This window comes from Corallococcus sp. BB11-1, from assembly GCF_026626625.1.
GTDB classification, from domain to species: Bacteria; Myxococcota; Myxococcia; order Myxococcales; family Myxococcaceae; genus Corallococcus; species Corallococcus soli.
In genome coordinates this window covers 52,083-69,560 of the sequence record NZ_JAPNJY010000035.1, presented here as the reverse complement: position 1 = coordinate 69,560, position 17,478 = coordinate 52,083, and the positions used below count along the sequence as shown (strand labels likewise).

11 protein-coding genes are annotated in these 17,478 nt (G+C 73.4%); 8 read left to right on the top strand and 3 right to left on the bottom strand.

Annotation, left to right across the window (positions count from 1 at the left end; translation table 11 throughout):
• Nucleotides 1–29 precede the first annotated feature (29 nt).
• From OV207_RS29485 to OV207_RS29470, 4 genes are all read left to right on the top strand, one after another.
• Entirely contained in the window at nt 30–443 is a 414-nt protein-coding gene (locus tag OV207_RS29485) for a hypothetical protein (RefSeq protein ID WP_193349297.1), read from the top strand.
• Nucleotides 444–510: 67 nt separating this feature from the next.
• Entirely contained in the window at nt 511–1,821 is a 1,311-nt protein-coding gene (locus OV207_RS29480) for a hypothetical protein (protein WP_267558406.1), read from the top strand.
• A 72-nt stretch (nt 1,822–1,893) separates the two neighbouring features.
• Nucleotides 1,894–2,316 carry a cupredoxin domain-containing protein gene (locus OV207_RS29475; RefSeq protein WP_267558404.1) on the top strand — a complete coding sequence of 141 codons (423 nt, stop codon included), beginning with the start codon at nt 1,894–1,896 and terminating at the stop codon, nt 2,314–2,316.
• A 66-nt stretch (nt 2,317–2,382) separates the two neighbouring features.
• Nucleotides 2,383–5,322 carry a helicase C-terminal domain-containing protein gene (locus OV207_RS29470; RefSeq protein ID WP_267558403.1) on the top strand — a complete coding sequence of 980 codons (2,940 nt, stop codon included), beginning with the start codon at nt 2,383–2,385 and terminating at the stop codon, nt 5,320–5,322.
• Between the two features lie 25 nt (nt 5,323–5,347).
• On the opposite strand, the gene OV207_RS29465 is transcribed toward OV207_RS29470, so the two are convergent.
• From OV207_RS29465 to OV207_RS29455, 3 genes are all read right to left on the bottom strand, one after another.
• Nucleotides 5,348–6,499 carry a cysteine desulfurase family protein gene (locus OV207_RS29465; RefSeq protein ID WP_267558402.1) on the bottom strand — a complete coding sequence of 384 codons (1,152 nt, stop codon included), beginning with the start codon at nt 6,497–6,499 and terminating at the stop codon, nt 5,348–5,350.
• 76 nt (nt 6,500–6,575) lie between these two features.
• The gene (locus OV207_RS29460; protein ID WP_193349291.1) at nt 6,576–7,328 is read right to left on the bottom strand and encodes a signal protein; all 753 of its coding nucleotides are present in this window, start codon (nt 7,326–7,328) and stop codon (nt 6,576–6,578) included.
• Nucleotides 7,325–8,074: a HEAT repeat domain-containing protein gene (locus OV207_RS29455; protein ID WP_193349290.1), complete on the bottom strand. Its 750-nt coding sequence runs from the start codon at nt 8,072–8,074 to the stop codon at nt 7,325–7,327. Before OV207_RS29455 ends, OV207_RS29460 begins: the two co-directional genes overlap by 4 nt.
• 168 nt (nt 8,075–8,242) lie before the next feature.
• On the opposite strand from OV207_RS29455, the gene OV207_RS29450 reads away from it, so the two are divergent.
• The 4 genes from OV207_RS29450 (at nt 8,243) to OV207_RS29435 (ending at nt 17,461) form a co-directional block, all read left to right on the top strand.
• Nucleotides 8,243–10,000 carry a S53 family peptidase gene (locus OV207_RS29450; protein WP_267558401.1) on the top strand — a complete coding sequence of 586 codons (1,758 nt, stop codon included), beginning with the start codon at nt 8,243–8,245 and terminating at the stop codon, nt 9,998–10,000.
• A 105-nt stretch (nt 10,001–10,105) separates the two neighbouring features.
• Nucleotides 10,106–11,398 carry a hypothetical protein gene (locus OV207_RS29445; protein ID WP_267558400.1) on the top strand — a complete coding sequence of 431 codons (1,293 nt, stop codon included), beginning with the start codon at nt 10,106–10,108 and terminating at the stop codon, nt 11,396–11,398.
• A gap of 241 nt (nt 11,399–11,639) precedes the next feature.
• The gene (locus OV207_RS29440) at nt 11,640–14,825 is read left to right on the top strand and encodes a poly-gamma-glutamate biosynthesis protein PgsC/CapC (RefSeq protein ID WP_267558399.1); all 3,186 of its coding nucleotides are present in this window, start codon (nt 11,640–11,642) and stop codon (nt 14,823–14,825) included.
• Nucleotides 14,822–17,461 (top strand): hypothetical protein, encoded by a 2,640-nt coding sequence (locus OV207_RS29435; RefSeq protein WP_267558398.1) that lies wholly within the window; start codon nt 14,822–14,824, stop codon nt 17,459–17,461. Before OV207_RS29440 ends, OV207_RS29435 begins: the two co-directional genes overlap by 4 nt.
• Nucleotides 17,462–17,478: the final 17 nt, after the last annotated feature.

The window sequence follows — 17,478 nt, the reverse complement described above, 5'->3', positions numbered from 1 at the left end:
GGGGCGCTTTGACCTAAACCAGGGACTCCATGCGCCCGCTCGCGACGACGACCTGGCTGCTGCTCGCCCTGCTGGCCCTGGGCGGCTGCAACCGGCTCCAGCCGGACTCCCCCGTGGGGGCCTACCAGACCTTCCACCGGCACGTGCAGCGGGGCGAACTGCCCAAGGCCTACGCGGGGCTTTCCCAACCCACCCAGTCCAACCTGAAGGCCCAGGCCCAGAAGGTCAGCGAGGCCTCCGGGGGCATGGTGAAGCCCGAGCCGCTCGCGTTGTTCTTCGCGAATGTCCCCGTGCCCCCCGATGTTCAGGAGGTTTCGCTGCTCCGCCAGGAGGGCGACGTGGCGACCGTGGTCGTGCGCTCGGCGGGAAGGTCGGGCGAGGTCCGGATGGTGAGGGAGCCGTCCGGGTGGAAGGTGGACCTCTCAGCATCCCCCCAGCCGTGAGCCCGGGCATGCCCGGACCCCGCGCATCAGGTAACGTACAACCGTGAACGACAGGAAGACACGGCGGGTGGTCCCCGCAGTCGAAGTCATCCGGCGCCCGGGCTCCACGCCCGGCAGTGCCCCGGTGGCTCCGTCCTCGGCCACCCCCTCCCCCACGCCGAGGCCCACGCCCCGGCCCACCCCGGTGGCGCCCACCCCCGCGCCCGCGTCCCCCGACGCGGAGTCGGCGGCGCGCGAGACGCCGGTGCCCCCCGTGCCCCGGACCGCTCCGGGCGTGCCCCCGACGCCCAGGCCCACCGGCCTGACGCCCACGGCTCCCCGACCGGCCAGCCCGGTGGCGGCCACGGGCGCGCCCGCCCCCACGCCCCGTCCCACGACGGCGCCGGGCGCCGCGACGGCAGGCCCTCCGGCCGCCCCACGACCGGTGGCCCCGTCCACCGGCCCAACCCCTGGCGGCTTCACGCCGGGCGCCGGAGCCCGTCCGTCCGCGCCCCGGGCGCCGGGCATGGGTGGGCCTCCCCGCTCGGGGGGGCCTCCGGGCCGCTTCGGTCCCCGGCCCTCCACGCCGCGTCCGCCGCCCACGCCGGAGCAGATCCTGGCGCTGGCCACGCGCGAGCACGTCCCGGCGCGCATCGCCAAGGGCGAGCTGGAAGGCAAGATGAAGGCGCGCATCTGGCGCAAGCTGCACGCCGAGGAGGCGAAGCGCTTCGACCAAGTCTACGAGCTGATGGGCCAGACGGCGGGCCTGTCGCTGGGGGACGCGTTCGGCATCCTCCAGAGCGGCCTGACGGTGGCGGAGTTCATGGCGCGCAAGGAGCGCAGCCAGCGCAAGGCGGCCATCAAGCAGGCGCGCGGCCAGGTGGACAACGCGCTCGTCGCGGACTTCCTGGGCGCGTTCATCGAGCAGAAGACCGAGCTGTCGGTGGTGCTCGCGGAGCGGTCGCTGCTGGACACGCTCCTGTCGGAGGAGGCCATCGCCTTCACCTTCGAGCGCACGGGCCGGCTGGAGAAGCTCCAGGTGGTGCTCATCGCGCGGCGGGGTGACTGGGAGCGGCTGATGCCGACCCTGGACCGCGACGCGAAGCTCACCCAGAAGCCGGCGCAGGTGGCGCGTCAGCCTGACAAGCGGCCCTACTCCGACCCGCGGCCGTTCCTGCCGCACATCGGGCAGACGGTGAAGCTGGTGCTGCGCAACGGCATCACGGTGGAGGCGCCGCTCTTGCGCGTGGGCCGCTTCGACGTGCTGCTGGGCGAGCCGGGCCACGAGCTGTTCATCCCGCTCCACGCCCTCCTGCGCTTCGAGGCGCCCCCGGCCCCGCCCGAGGACGAGGGCGACGTTGACGACCTGTCGGTCCCGGACTCGGAACTCCAAGGCTGAGGTCCGCTGTTCCCTTCCGGGCGGCCCAGGCTTGCATGCCGGGCCGCCCGTCCTTCTTTCGGAGTCCCGCCCATGCGTCCGTTCTTCTCCCGCATCATCAAGCCCTGGCTGGCGCTCACCGCGGCGGCGATCGTCGCGGGGGCCTCGCAGCAGGCCTGCACCAAGGACGCCACCGCGAAGGCGCCGGACGCGCCCGCGGCGGTGGAGGTGGGGCGGCGGGAGAACGGCGTGCACGTGGTGGAGCTGTCCGTCACGGAGAAGGGCTACGAGCCGTCCCCGGTGCAGCTCAAGAAGGGCGAGCCGGTGAAGCTGGTGGTGACGCGCAAGACGGACATGACGTGCGCCACCGAGCTGGTGATGGACGAGTACAAGATCGACACGAAGCTGCCGCTGGACACGCCGGTGGAGATTTCCTTCACCCCCAGTCAGTCCGGCACGCTGCGGTACGGGTGCGCGATGGGGAAGATGATCGCCGGCACCTTCGTCGTGGAGTAGCCCCGGGCCCAGCGCCCGCGCGTTAACTGGCGATGTCCCCCCGGCCGGGTAGGCTCGACGCCCTGCATGGGCAGCTCGGAGCTCTTCACCCGGCATGTCTTCCTGGACCTCGAAACGACGGGGCTGGACCCGCGCGTGGACGAGGTCATCGAGGTCGGCTGTCTGTTCTTCGAGAACGGCCGCGAGGTGGACCGCTTCAGCAGCCTGTACTCGGCGTCGCGTCCGCTGAACCTCACCATCAAGCGCCTCACCGGGCTGGGCGACGCGCAGCTCGCCGGCCAGCCCCGCTTCGACACCCAGCGCGGTGAATTGCGCGAGCGGCTGCGCGGGTGGACGGTGGTGGCGCACAACGCCCCCTTCGAGAAGGGCTTCCTGCCGGACGTGCTGGGCCCCATCCGCGCCCCGGTGCTGGATTCGTGCGAGCTGATGCACTACCTGCACCCGGAGCTGCCCAGCCACTCGCTGGAGTCGCTGATGCGGTGGGCGAAGCTGGGCCAGCAGCAGCCGCACCGCGCGCTCCACGACTGCGCGGCGGTGCACGCGGTGCTGGTGCACGCGCTGGATGGCTGCGTGCGGGACGGGCGCGCGGAGGACGTGGCGGACCTGCTCTCCACCATGGACCCCCGGGCCCGCACGTCCCTGCTGGGGCCCACGCCGCTGCTGGACGGTGCCTCGCCCGAGGACGAGCGCGACCTGGCGACGGACGCGGAGGCGCGCCCGCTGGTGGAGCTGCTCTCCCGGCTGTGGGGGGCGTGCCGGGCGACGCCCGTGGCGCTGGGGCTGGAGACGACGGGTGGCTTCCTGCGCGCGAGGCCGGAGCGGCGGCGGGCGAATGGCGCGCGGCCTCCCCCGGAACCCGAGGCGGACGCGACGCCGCTGCCGGTGCGGCCGGAGGAGGTGTCCCAGGTGCTGGGCCCCGACGGCGCGCTGGAGCGCGGCGGTGGGTTCCTGTCCCGGCCCGCGCAGCTGGAGATGGCGCACGCGGTGGCGCGCACGCTGTCGGACGGCGGGCAGGTGGCAGTGGAGGCCGGCACCGGCACGGGCAAGTCGCTGGCGTACCTGGCGCCCGCCGCGCTGTTCGCCGCGCGCAACGGCTTGAAGGTGGGCGTGGCGCCGCACACGAAGACGCTCCAGGACCAGCTCCTGGAGAAGGACCTGCCCCGGCTGCACCAGGCCACCGGGGGCGCGTTCGGCTATGCGCTCCTGAAGGGCCAGACGAACTACCTGTGCCGCCGCCGCGCGCTGGAGGCCACGCGCGTGGAGCCGGGGATGAACCACGCGGCGCGGGCGCCCCGGGCCTACGTGCGCGCCTACATGCGGCGCAGCACGGATGGGGACCTGGACCGGCTGAGCCACTGGTTCCGCGAGCGCTTCCCGGGGATGCACGGGCTGGTGCCGGCGGTGCGTTCAGAGGCGGCGACGACGCTGGGCGAGCGGTGCCCGCACCACCACAAGTGCTTCTACCACTCGGCGGTGGCGCACGCGCGCGAGGCGGACGTGCTGGTCATCAACCAGTCGCTCGCGTTCGCGTGGCCCGCGCGCTACCCGCGCCTGGACCACCTGGTGCTCGACGAGGCGCACGAGCTGGAGGACGTGGCCACCACCGCGCTCACGGTGGAGCTGTCGGACCTGGCCTTCATGCGCCTCACGGAGCGGCTGCACGGGCGCGACGGACGCCGGGGCCTCTTCGCGGAGCTGCGCCGCGCGCTGGCGGCGACGCGGAGGGAGGAGTCCCGGTCGCTGATGGGCGAGGTGGACGAGGCCCTGCGCACGCTGCTCCAGGAGGCGCGCGCCCTGGGCGAGCAGGTGACGGCGCTGTGCGAGCCGGCGTCCGCGATGCCCGGGGAGGACGCGGACGAAGCGGCCTATTCACCGGAGCTGCGGGTGACGGACGCCGTGCGCGCCCTGCCCGCCTGGGAGCCCGTGCGCGAGGGGCTGGACGCCGTGCGCGGCGCGCTGCAACGCGTGCACACGCTGCTCGCGGTGCGGGCGCTGGCGGCGCTGCCGGAGCTGGCGGTGAAGCAGCCCTCGCTGGAGCGCGAGCTGGCCGGGGCCACCACGGAGCTGGGAGAGCTGGGCGTGCTCGCGGGGGAGCTGGCCGGCGAGCCGGACGTGAAGCGGTGCTACGCGGCGCGCGCGGAGCCTCGCAAGGGGCGCTGGAGCGTGGGCGCGCAGCCGGTGGACGTGTCCGAAGCGGTGGCGAAGGACTTCGCCGCCAGCAAGCGCGCGCTGGTGATGACGTCCGCCACGCTGGGCACGGGCGACCATGTGCCCTTCGTGCTGAAGCGGCTGGGGCTCCGGCCGCCCATCCTGCGCGCACCTTCCCCGTTCCACCTGGGACGGCAGGCGCTGGTGGTGCTCGTCACCGACGCGCCCCGCGCGCACGAGGAGCCCTTCATCGACTGGGCCTCGGGGCGCATCGCCGGGCTCGCGCAGGTGATGGGTGGACGGGTGCTGGGGCTGTTCGCCTCCACGCGGCGGCTGGAGCGCGTGGCGCGCGAGGTCCAGGCCCGGCTGGAGCCGCATGGGATTGAAGTGCTGCGCCAGTCGCGCGGGCACGGACGCTCGCTGGCGGCGCGGCAGGAGCGCGACACGGGCACGGTGCTGCTGGGCACCAAGAGCTTCTGGCAGGGCGTGGACATCCCCGGGCGCGGCGTGGGGTGTGTCTTCATCGACAAGCTGCCGCTGGAGCCGGCGTCGCGTCCGCTGGTGGCGGCGCGCGAGGAGCCGCTGGCCCGGGGTGGCAACGAGTACCTGGGCTTCCTCCAGTACCGGCTGCCGCGCGCGCTGCTGATGCTGCGTCAGGGCGTGGGACGGCTCATCCGCTCCACCACGGACCGGGGCATCGTCGTGGTCGCGGACCCCGGGCACGCCAGCTACCGGCCCCTGCTGCTCCAGGCGCTGGACGGCTACCGCGTCGTGGCGATGCCGTGGGCGCAGGCGCGGCTGCTGCTTCACTCGGAGCTGATGCAGATGGGCCTGGCCGCGGACACCGCGCGCGTGTGATTCCGCGCCGGGCAGGTGGGATGGCTCAGCTCGCGCGCTTGCCCATGAGGTGCTTCCACGAGCGCACCAGCGCCACCGAGGCACGTTCGACGTCTTCGACGGACGTGCCACGGCCGACGCTGAAGCGCACCGTGCCGAGCGCGGCGTCGAGCTTGATGCCCATCGCGAGGATGACGGCGGACGCGCTTTCGTGGCCCTCGTGGCAGGCCGCCCCCGTCGAAGCCGCGACCTCCGGGGCCCCCGCGAGCACCGCTTCGCCGGAGACGTTCGGGAAGCGGACGTTGAGCGTGTTCGGCAGACACAAATCCAGACGGCCATTGAGCGCCATCCCCGGGATGGCCGAAGCGAGCCGCTCCCAGAGCAGCTCCCGGCGCTCCCGCATGCGCGACGCGACCGCCTCCAGGTCACGGCCCGCCACCTCGCACGCGACCCCGAGCCCGACGATGGACGCCACGTTCTCCGTGCCGGGACGCAGTCCGCGCTCATGCGACGCGCCCAGCGTGAAGGGCACCAGCGGGGTGCCGCGCCTCACGTAGAGCGCGCCCACGCCCTTGGGCGCGTAGAGCTTGTGGCCCGCGACGGACAGCAGGTCCACGCCGAGCTCACGCACGTCCACCTGCGCCTTGCCCAGCGACTGCGCCGCGTCCGTGTGGATGAGCGCGCCCGCGGCGTGCGCGAACCGGGCCAGCTCCGTGACGGGCTGGAAGACGCCGGTCTCGTTGTTGGAGTGCATCACCGTGACGAGCGCCGTGTCCGCGTTGACCGCGTCCCGGGCCTCGTCGAGCCGCGCGCGGCCCTCCGTGTCGACGCCGAGCCGGGTGACGCGCCAGCCCTGCTGCTCCAGCCAGCCACAGGGACGCGCCGTCGCGGGATGCTCGATGACCGTCGTCACGACCTGACGCCGTGACTCGGAGGCCTCGCTGACGCCGCGGATCGCCAGGTTGTTCGCCTCGGTGCCGCCCGACGTGAAGAACACCTCGTCCGCGTCACACCCGAGGAGCGCGGCCACCTGTTCGCGCGCCTGGACCACCGCGACACGGGCCCGGGTGCCGAAGCCGTGCCCGCTGGACGGGTTGCCGAAATGCTCCCGCAGGTAGGGCAGCATCGCGTCCAGGCACTCCGGAAGCAGCGGCGTCGTCGCGTTGTGGTCCAGGTAGATGGGCGCGTCGTGAGTCATGGGGAGCCGTTATCGCATCTGGAGTGACCCGGCGTATCGCGCACGCGCGGCGTCACCCCGAGCCCCGCCCCCCGCCCTATCGCGCCAGCCGCTCGCGGTAGCGCGCTTCCAGGGCGCTCAGCTCGTCCAGCCAGGGGCCGGTGACGCCCTTTTGCCTCGCGACGTCCAGCGCCTCCGCCAGCACGCGGGCGTCCTCTTCCTGCTGGTTGCGCAGCCGCTGCGTCATGTCGCGCGCGGCCTCGAAGACGTCCTGCAGCTCGTCACCTTCGCGCAGGCCGTGCTGGGGCGGACGCAGGCGGCCCTCCGCCACCTCGCGCACCATGCGCTTGATGCGGAACAGCGGCCCCGCCATCCGGTGCGTCACCACGATGGTGGACAGCGCCACCACCACGATGAAGGTGAGCATGCACAGGCCCAGCACCCACCACGTCAGCCGCTGGTGGCGCTCCAGCTCCGCGCGCTGCGCGACGATGGCCGTGCGCTCCGCCTCGTAGCCCGCGTCGATGGCCTGCGCCTGCTCGCGGAACTTCGCCTCGAAGGACGGGTCGTCCATGTGGGCCAGCAGCTCGTTGGAGAGCGTGGCCCCGGACAGCTCGCGGCTCACCTCCGCCGCGCGCGAGCGGGCATCCACCGCCGTCGCCGTCTCCGCCATCAGCGAGTTCGCCGCGCGCACCAGGAAGATGCCCAGGATGGCCGCGAGCACCAGCGACACACCGACGATGTAGCCCGTGAGCTTGAGCTGGAACGGGGCGTCCAGCAGGAAGTTGCGCCACCGGCGCTTCGTCGGGGCCGGAGCGGGGGTCGGGGCCGGGGCGGTCGTCGTCGTCATGTCTCGCTGCTCCACTCGAAGGTCGCGGCGGCTTCCTCGATCGCACGGGGGATCAGGGCCTTCAACAAGTCCGCGGGCGGCGCCCCCGCGGCGTTCACTTCCACCTGCCCCATCAATGACTGCTCCGGGTAGCTCATGCAAAGAATCGCCAGGCGAAGCCCTCCGCTGTCCGTGGCCTGGATCTCCGCCGTGATGCGGTAGCCATGCACGCCCATCTTCTTGAGCGCGCCCTTCGCCGCCGCCTTCGTCTCCTTCACCGGCGCCATCAGCGCGCCCCGCCGCACCAGCTTCGAGCGCAGCCGGGCCTCCGTCACCTTCACCAGCTCCGGAGGGATGCCGCCCGTCTTGTCCTTCAGCGTGTCCAGCGCCAGGTAGAAGCGCGGTCGGCGGGCCTGGTAGGCCTTGATGACCTTGATGGACTCCGCCACGGCCGCCTGCACGGAGGCGTCCGTCTCCCCCTGGAACGCCTGGAGGCAGTCGAGCCCTCCCGGCTCCAGGAGCGACCCGAGTCCCTTGGCCACCGCCGCGCGCACCAGCTCGCTGGGGTCCTTCAGGGCACCGCACAACGGCGTCACCGCCGCGGGGTCCTCGGTGGCGCCCAACACGAGCGCGGCTTGTGAGCGAGCACGCGGATCCTTCCCCTTTTCCAGCTGACGTCCCAGGAAGGTGATGCGCGTGTCCCCCTGCGCCAGCGCAGCGCACGGCAGCAGGAAGAAGAAGAGCAGGAGTGCTGTCGGCAGCCGCATGGGTTGGGCAAAGAAGTGCCAACAGTGTAGCCGCGTTTTACCAATCCACGACAGTTGCCTCGTGGGGCAATCACTCCCACCTTCAATGCGCACAATGGGCGACGTCCTCCAGGGAGGAGGGCGGCTGGGGTGCGGCGGACCCGAGGGTCACCGCTGGCAGGGGGAACAATGAAGCGCGGACACGTCCTGGCGGGTGTTCTTCTGCTGGCGGGCTGGATGGGGGGGTGTCGGGACTCGGACCGGCTCACGTCGGTGGGAAGGCCCCGACCGCCAGGCGCCGCGCCGGTGGAGGGCGCGCCCACCCTTCCCGACTCGGAGGCCTCGCAGCCACCGCCGGCCACGCCGCCTCCGGCGCCGGAGGTGGTGGACCCGGACCCGGCGGCCGAGGTGTTGGACCCGACCCCCGTCCCGACGACGGACGGCGTGCCGGGGCCGCTGCCGGGCGTCTACACCGACAAGGGCGAGGCGCCGGAGACGGACCTCATCCGGGGGCTGGTGGCCTTCCCCATCCGCGACAGGGACGCGCTGGAGCAGCGCATCCAGGACATCTACAAGCCGGGCGGCGCGGGCTTCCGCAAGTACATGACGCCAGCGGAGTGGAACGCGAAGCACGCGCCGCTGGAGAAGGACATCACCCTCGTCACGGACTGGATGAAGTCCGAGGGGCTCCAGGTGCCGCGCGTCGCGTCCAACCGGCTGCTGGTGCAGTTCGTGGGGACCGTGGGCCAGTTCAACAAGGCGTTCGGCGTGAAGATCCGCATCCTGGAGCGCAAGTCGCCGCAGGCCGGGAATGATCCGCACGACGTCTACGGCCTCACCGAAGGCATCAAGGCGCCCGCGTTCGTGCAGCAGCGCGTGTCCGCCATCGTCGCGCTGGACCTGCCGGCCGCCGTGGGGACGCTGCCCGGCGAGTTCGGCCAGCCCTCCACGGAGAAGCCCGACCCCCTCAACCGGGGCCTCACCCCGCAGCAGGTGGCGCGCGCGTACGGCCTGGACACGCTCTACAACCAGGGCCACCAGGGCCAGGGCGCGAAGCTGGGCGTGGTGATTGGCGCGAGCTTCCGGTGGAAGGACCTGCGCGCCTTCTGGAAGATGTTCGACATCGAGCGCGAGGACCCGAAGGTCATCCAGACCATGGAGCCGCCCGTCACGCGCTACCGCGAGGGGACGCTCGACGTGGAGTGGGCCGCGGCGATGGCGCCCAAGTCGGAGGTCATCGTCTACATGGGCCCGGACGCCCGCAACACGTCCATGCTCTTCACCTTCAATGAAGCCATCGCGCGGGGCGAGGTGTCCGTCATCACCACGTCCTTCGCGCACCGCGAGGACGCCGAACCCCGCGCCGTGCACGAGCAGTACGGCGCCTCCGGGATGATGGCCGCCGCGCTGGGCATCACCGTCGCGGCGGCGAGCGGCGACTCCGCGGGCGTGGACACGCCGGGCTCCAGCCCCTACGTCACGGCGGTGGGCGGCACGCAGCTGCGGATGAACGGCATGACGCTGATGGGCGAGACGGCCTGGTACTACTCCGGCTCCGGCATCAGCCGCACCTTCACCACGCCCGAATGGCAGAAGGGCATCGTGCCCCTGCCCGCGAAGCGCGCGGTGGTGGACGTCGCGCTCAACGCGGAGACGGGCTTCTGGTACACGTGGCTGGGAGCCACCGTGCCCAACACCGGCACGTCGTTCTCGTCGCCCATCTTCGCGGGCATCATCGCGGTGGTGAACGGCGCGCGCGCGGAGACAGCCAGGCCCCAGGTGGGCTGGCTCAACTCGCAGCTCTACACGCTGCCCGAGGTGCAGGGCACCTTCCGCGACATCACCGTGGGCGTCACCGACCGGCAGTACGAAGCCGGGCCGGGCTGGGACATCCCCACCGGCTGGGGCGCCCCCGACGCGGACGGGCTGCTGCGCACCCTGCCCTAGCAGGCAGGCGTCGCGGGCGGACAGGCATGCAGGGCCTTCCCCGGCTGTCATCCGGGATTGACGGCACGCGAATGCGTGCGCAGGCGGAGCTGTTCGGGACGGGTCATGTCCCGTTCCCTCCTGCGCACGTCCCTTCCCTGCCTCCTGCTGTTCGCGGCCGCCTGTAGCAGCGCCGTCGCCGGTCCGACAACCGGCGCCGTGTCCGAGGCCCCTTCCTCCCAGTCCCCCGGCAGCGTCACGCAGACGCCCGCCGCTCCCGCCCCCGAGGCCCCGGCCCCGGTCGAGGACGTGAGCCAGGCGCCGGTGGAGCTTCCGACCGGCGTGACAGGCCCTGTCGCGCAGGTGCCCACGGAGGCAACGGTGGCGCCGGAGCCCCTCGCGCCTGCTCCCTCCGCGAGCGTGTGCGCGCCGCTCGGCGGGCTGGAGGCCCTGCAGGGGAACCTGACGACGTGGCTCCAGGGTGCATCCATCGCCCCGGCCAACAGCGGCGGGTTCAAGGAGCCGGGCGGCACGGAGTTCACCGCGTTCGAGGGCACCTTCCGCGCGCTGCTCACCGACGGCCCCACGCCGCAGGTGGTGCAGGACCTGGGGACGCTGGGCTTCGGCGTGTCCTCCTTCCGCAACGAGGATGGCGCCGCGTGGTTGGTGGTGCGCGAGCAGGGGCTGCTGACCCGGGGCGCCGGCACCTTCATCGTCAACCTGTCGCCCGCGCGCAACCTGTGGCTGGAGGCGCCGCACGCGGACTCCGATGAGGGCACCCTGCGCCAGACGGCCACGCAGCTGGTGACGCTGGGCGCGCGCGCGCTGCTGCTCACCGGCAGCAACCGCTGCGCCGTCGACACCGCCAGCCCGTGCAGCGGCACCACCAGCGTGTGCGGCACCCAGGGCCTGCGCACCTCCGACGTCGCCCACTACGGCAACAACTTCTTCACCGCCGCCCACCGCGCGCTGCGCGACACCTACCCGGACGCCATCGCGGTCAGCGTGCACGGCATGGATTCCAGCAACGGCCCCGAGGCCGCCGTGGTGAGCGACGGCACCCGCGTGCAGCGCCCCGAGTCGCTCTCCGTGCGCCTGCGCGACGCGCTCAACACGCACCTGGTGGGCACCAAGCGCGCCTTCTCCTGCAACGCGCCCGACGACGCCGGCAAGCACCGCACGCTGTGCGGCACCAGCAACGTGCAGGGCCGCATCGACAACGGCGCCGCCGACGCGTGCTTCGCCGAAGCCACCGCCCCCACGGACCGCTTCCTCCACCTGGAGCAGTCCGTCACCCTGCGCGGCACCGGCGCGTCGTCCCGGGCGGTGATCCAGGCGCTGGCGGACACGGTGCCGTGCAGCCTCACCGGCTCCGGCCTGGGCTGCCAGGCCGTGGCCGCCGCCGCCCCCTGTCCTTGAGTGGACTCCCGCCGTGCACGCACCCCGCGTGCCAGTGGTGGGGCTCCGCGTGAAGAGCAGGGGGACTTCGGGGGACGCTTCCCTGAACCCGGGGACAATGCACCCGCCGCAGTGTCCGTCCGTGGGCAGTCGGCGGGACTCCGGGGTTGGCTCCGGGGTTGAGCAGCGGACGCTTCTCAGACCCTGAGAAGGGCAACCCTGGTCGAGGCGATGAGCCTCCCTAGATTCGAGCGCAGCCACCATGGCGCTCTTTTCGACCCTGACATTGTTTCCGGCCTACTCGCTCGACACCTCCATCCTCGTGGCGGTGCTCGTCGGCGTGCTCATCCTGGCGCTCCTCACGGAGACGCTGGGGTGGGTCTTCGTGGGCCTCGTGGTTCCTGGCTACCTGGCCTCGGTGTTCGTCATCCACCCGGAGGCGGGGGCGACGGTGGTCGCCGAGTCGCTGCTCACGTACGGGCTGGCGCTGGCGCTCTCCAGCGGCCTGAGCCGCACGGGGGCCTGGAGCGAGTTCTTCGGCCGCGACCGCTTCTTCTCCATCGTGCTGGCGAGCGTGATGGTGCGCGCGGTGAGCGAGACGTGGCTGCTGCCCGTCTTCGGCCGGTGGATGGATGACCGCTGGGGCACGTCCTTCATCGTGGACCGGAGCCTGCACAGCATCGGTCTGGTGCTGGTGCCGCTCACGGCGAACGCGTTCTGGAAGCTGAAGCTGCACCGCGGGCTGTGGCAGGTGGGCGTGCCGGTGGTGCTCACGTACCTGCTGCTGCGCTACGTGCTGCTGCCCGGGACGAACCTGTCCTTCTCCAGCCTGGAGCTGATGTACGAGGACGTGGCGCAGGACTTCCTGTCCAGCCCCAAGGCCTACATCATCCTGCTGACGACGGCGTTCCTCGCCGCGCGCTTCAACCTCAAGTACGGCTGGGACTTCAACGGCATCCTCGTGCCCGCGCTGCTGGCGCTCACGTGGCTGGAGCCGCTGAAGCTCGTCGCCACGCTGGCGGAGGTGCTGCTGCTGGTGCTGGCCGCCAAGGCGGTGCTGTCGGTGCCGGGGCTGCGCACGCTCAACCTGGAGGGCCCGCGCAAGACGGTGCTCGTGTTCCTCCTGGGCTTCGGCGTGAAGTGGGTCATCGGGTGGGCCATGGGCGGCCGCGTGCCGGGCCTGAAGGTGACGGACCTGTTCGGCTTCGGCTACCTGGTGCCCACGCTGCTGGCGGTGAAGATCCTCCAGAAGCAGGTGGTGGCGCGCGTGGTGCTGGCCACGCTGCACACGTCGCTGGCGGGCTTCCTCATCGGCAGCCTGGCGGGCTTCGGGCTGTCGCTCGTGGAGCCGCGTCCGGCCACCGCGCTCACCGCGCAGGCCGCGCGCGAGCGGGTGCCCGGGCTGGGCCTGGAGCGCACGCCGCTGGGCCTGATGGCCATGGGCCGCGCCACCGCGCGGGAGAGCGACGCGGGCGGCGTGTCGCTGCGGCTGAAGCACGGCGACCTGCGCACGTACTCCGCGCTGTGGAGCGACGTGGACGCGTGGCTGGAGACGGGCCGCGAGGACGGGCTGAGCGCGCTGCGCACGCAGGCGGTGGCGCTGGGGCTGGAGTTGCGCGCGCTGCCGGTGCAGGAGGGCTCGCCCGCGCGCTTCGCGCTGGTGGAGCGCGTGGACGGCGAGGGCAAGGCGGGCTGGGACACGTCCCTGCTGGTGCCCGGCGCCAGGGGGCCCGTGCTGGAGGTGCCGCGTCCCCTCACCGAAGCGCCCAGCGCGGAGGTGTCCGCGCTGCTGTGCGAGCGCGTGCGGTGCCGGGCCATCATCGTGAGCGGCGTGGATTCACGCCGCGCGGGGCTGGTGCTGGGCGACGCGCTGTCGCAGGCGGAGACGCCGCTGCGCCACGCCCACGAAGCCCTGTCCTCGCGCGAGCGGGTGCAGGTGCGCGTGGATGCGTCGCTGAAGCCGGGACAGGCAGTGCTGCACACGCCGGACGGTCAGGCGCCCCAGGCGCTGGCCGCGCTGTGGCCCGACGCGAAGGTGACGTCCGCCGCGCCGCCGGAGCCCGGGGACACCTGGGGCGAGGCCCGCCTGAGCGTGCTGCGCGCGGCGCCCGGGGACTTCGCGGCGCTGGTACTGGAAGAGTCGCCGGAGCTGGCCTCGCCGGTGACGGAGCGCGAAGCGCTGGGTACCCTGATGGTGGCGTCGGAGCTGGCGCTCACGCCGGCGGCGCAGGCCTCGGATTCGGAGCTGCTGGTGCTGGAGCAGCAGGTGGCCACGCCGCTGTTGGGCGGGGGCACGCCGGACGTGCCCGTGGAGCTGCGCGCGCGCTGGGCCGGGGCCATGGCGTCGCTGCTGGGCCTGCGGGTGCACCCGGTGACGGACTGCGCCCAGGCGAAGGACTGCTGGTGGGTGACGGACGCGGAAGGGACACCGGGCCGGCTGGGCGCGGGGCTGCTGGTGCGCCAGGGCGGCGCGCCGCTCGCGCTGGAGGTGCCTTCGCCGGTGCGCGAGGCGGGCACGCTGCCGGTGGCCGCGGAGCTGTGGCACGAGTCAGGCGCCACCGCGCTGGTGTTCGCCACCGCGAACCGCGAGGGGCCCCACCCGGCCACCTTCGGCGCGCTGCGCACCGCGTTCCAGGCCTTCCACCAGGCGGTGCACCGCGCGCTGCCAAGGGATCAGGGTCAGGTGCTGCACGTGCGCGGCTTCTCCGGCCGACCTTCGGTGAACGCGGACGTGCTGGTGGACGTGGGCAGCCCGGTGCTCACCCCGGCGCAGCGGCCGGCGGAGCTGGAGCGGCTGCTGTCGCCGTCCGGGCCCCTGGGCTGGCTGGGGTCGCGCGTGCGCTACAACGACGGCTCCCCGGAGCTGACGGGCCTCAACGACGCGAGCCCGCAGCAGGTCTTCTCGCGCACCTTCGGTGGGGCGAAGCTGGCCACGCTGTGGCTGTCCGAGCCGCTGCGCGGCGCCTTCGTGGGGCCCCGGCTGGTGGCCGAGGAGCTGGCCCTCACCGGCCTGACGCCCGAGGAGCCGCGCGAGTCGCCGGAGCGCGCGCTGCTGGCGGACCGGCTGGTGGCGCCCTCGCAGCCGGTGTCCGCCGCGCTGAAGGAGGGCTTCGCGGAGCTCACCGCCAGCGCGGAGCGCTACCTGGCGCAGCAGAACGTCCATGACCTGCGCGCGCTGTCCCAGCCCAGGCGCGTGGGCAGCGTGTCCCGGGTGGTGAAGTCCGGCTTCAGCGCCGAGCACGGCCTGCCCTTCCTCCTGGTGGAGGCGCGGCAGGGCCGCCAGGTGCTGCGCGCCGTCTATTTCCTTCAGCAGCACCCGTCGCCGCACCAGCGCGCGGAGCTGACCGCCGGTGACGCGGGGCTCGCGAGCGCGGTGGACGTGGCGCTGCGCCACCGCCGTCCGGTGGTGTTGACCGGGGAAGTCTCCCGCGAAGAGGCACGTCGATGAAGACCCGCAGCCGCGCGTTCCTGGCGCTCCTGGGCCTGGTGGCGGGCCTCGCGCTCATCTGGGGCGCGAGCCTGGCCGTCCTTGGCAACACCGACACGCCCACCGCTCGCCGCGACGCGAAGTTCGTCAACGCCGAGCGCCTCATCTTCTACCGCCTGGAGCCGGGCAAGGAGATGCGCGTGCGCGTCCCGCGCGAGGCGGAGGAGCTGCTCATCGTCACGCACGAGCTGCTGCCCGACGGCACGCCCTACGCGCCGGAGAAGCAGTACCAGTACGGCCTCCAGGCCATCCTGCGCGCCCCGGCGGGCATCGTGCTGGAGCGCTCCATCTTCACGCGCACCCGCCAGAGCAAGGGCCAGCCGCAGGAGGACGGCACCTATCTGGAGGAGAGCGCCTTCACCACCAACGCCACCGCGCAGGTGACGGACGAGCGCGAGTTCGTGCTGCGCCTGCCGGAGCGGCCCGAACACTCCGTGCTGTACCTGCGGCCCGCGGGCACGCGCGGCACGCTGCTGGCGCGCGTGTACGTCCGGGCGCACCGCACGCTGCCGCTGCTCGCGTCGCAGAAGCTGGCGCAGGCCCGCGCCGAGGTCCGCGCCGGCCGCGCCACCTTCGAGCCCTTCGAGAAGCTGTCCGAGGACACGCGCCGCTGGCTGACGGAGGAGCACTGGGAGCGGCTCAACGCGGAGGGCGAGGCGGGCACGGACTACCAGATCGAGCCCGTCTACCGCACTGCGTTCCGGCTGCCGCTGGTGGAGGCCACCGAGTCCGTGCAGGAGCGGCTGGGCGCGGGGCGCGCCGTGGCCCTCAACGTCACCGGGCCCGCGAAGCCGGTGCTGTGGCTGTGGAGCGACGCGACGGACGCGCGCCCGCAGGCGCATGGCCCGGTGACGGTGCGGACGCTGTCGCAGGACGGCGTCGTCAACACGCTCGAACTGCCGGGCCCCGTGGCGGGCTCGCCCATGTCGCATCCGCTGGAATTGCCCCCAGGGGTGCACACCGTGACGGTGCGCAACGAGGGCCAGCAGGACCTGCGCTACACGGTGGAGGGGCCCTTCGAGTCGTGGCTGATGCCCGCCGGGCCGCGTCCCGCGCCGGGCGCCGCGGCCGACGGACGCGTCGCCTTCCTGCCGGACACGCGCCGCACGGAGGCGTTCGCCACCGGCCCCGCGTGCCCGGAGCTGGAGCTGGAGCTGGACCCGCGGATGGACGCGGCCGGACGGCTGGTGCGCATCGACGCACGCTCGCTGGACCGCGCGCCGTCGCGGGAGCCGCTGCACCTGAGCCTCACCGTGCTGGATGCGCAGGGCCGGCCGCTGGGGCAGGCCGCGCTGGACGCCACCACGGAGCCCGCGCCGTTCGAGGGCGCGGACCTGGTGTCGCTGCCCGGCGGCGCGCTGCCGTGCATGCCCGTGGCGGCGGTGACTTCGGACGCGGGCTCCGCGGGCTCCGCGGGCTCCGGAGAAGTGACGGACCTGCCCGCCTGGGTGTCGCAGGTGGCGAGCGCGCGGCTCTTCCTGCCGCCGGGTGCGCGCAAGCTGCGCGTGCAGGCGCCGCGCTCCACCATCGTGCAGCTCTACAGCTTCCTGCCCGGTGGACAGCCGCTCGCGCCCACGGCGCCGTACACGGAGGCCGCGCTCACCGGCGTGCGCTGGCGCAACGCCCCCGTGGATCAACGCGCGTGGCACCCCATGCGGCCCGCCAACCTGACGGCGCTGATGCAGGGCGGCGCGCGCATGGAGCTGCTCAGCCAGGTGCGCCTGGAGCCCCTGGGCCCGGAGAACGAAGCCGTGGCGCCCTCGGGTGACGCGGTGGTGGTGCGCCCGTACGGGACGCCCTCCGTGGTGGAGGTGCTCGAGTCCGCGCCGTCGGACAGCGTGGACGTGGTGCGCGCGCTGTCCACCTTCCTGGAGCCGGGCCGCGCGGTGCGGGCGCAGTTCGACGCGCGCACGCCCACCCGCCCGGAGGTGCGCCTGTCGTTGAAGGACGCGACGGCGCTGGGCAACGAGGTGGAGGTGCTGCTCGACGGCGAACCCCTGCACCGCTTCACGGTGCGCTCCACCCGCGCGCGGGAGCTGCTGCCGCCCCTGCCGCCCGGCGAGCACGAGGTGCTGCTGCGCTCGTCAGCGCCCGGCCTGACGGCGATGCTCAACCGGCCGCCCGCGGCGGGCAGCGGCCTGCGCTCACGGTCGGTGTATCCGGTGGGCACGGGCGGGCTGCGCGTGCCGGTGCGCAAGACGGGCCCCGGCGCCGTCACGCTCAACGTCGTCGTCTACACGCCGGTGGCGGAGGCCTCCACCGGGCCGCGCCTCTCCATCTCCGTGGATGGGGGCAACCCGGTGCGCCGCGCCAGCGTGCTGGTGCCGCACGTCACCCGCGCCGAGCGCACGGTGGCGCTGTCCGCCTCCGAGCGCGATCCGGCCATGCCGGCGGGCCGTCCGGGCGTGAAGTGGTACGCGCGCACCGTGCCGGTGACGCTGGGCGAGGACATCGCGCCGGGCCTGCACACCGTCCGCATCCAGGCGGTGGGCAACGAGCCCATGTGGGCGCGCTTCTTCGTCTTCGGCCACGCGCCGGAGGACACCGCCCCGCGCGAGTGGAACCGGGGCGGCTGGCAGTTGGAGGAAGCGCTGTGAAGTCGCCCCGGAGGACC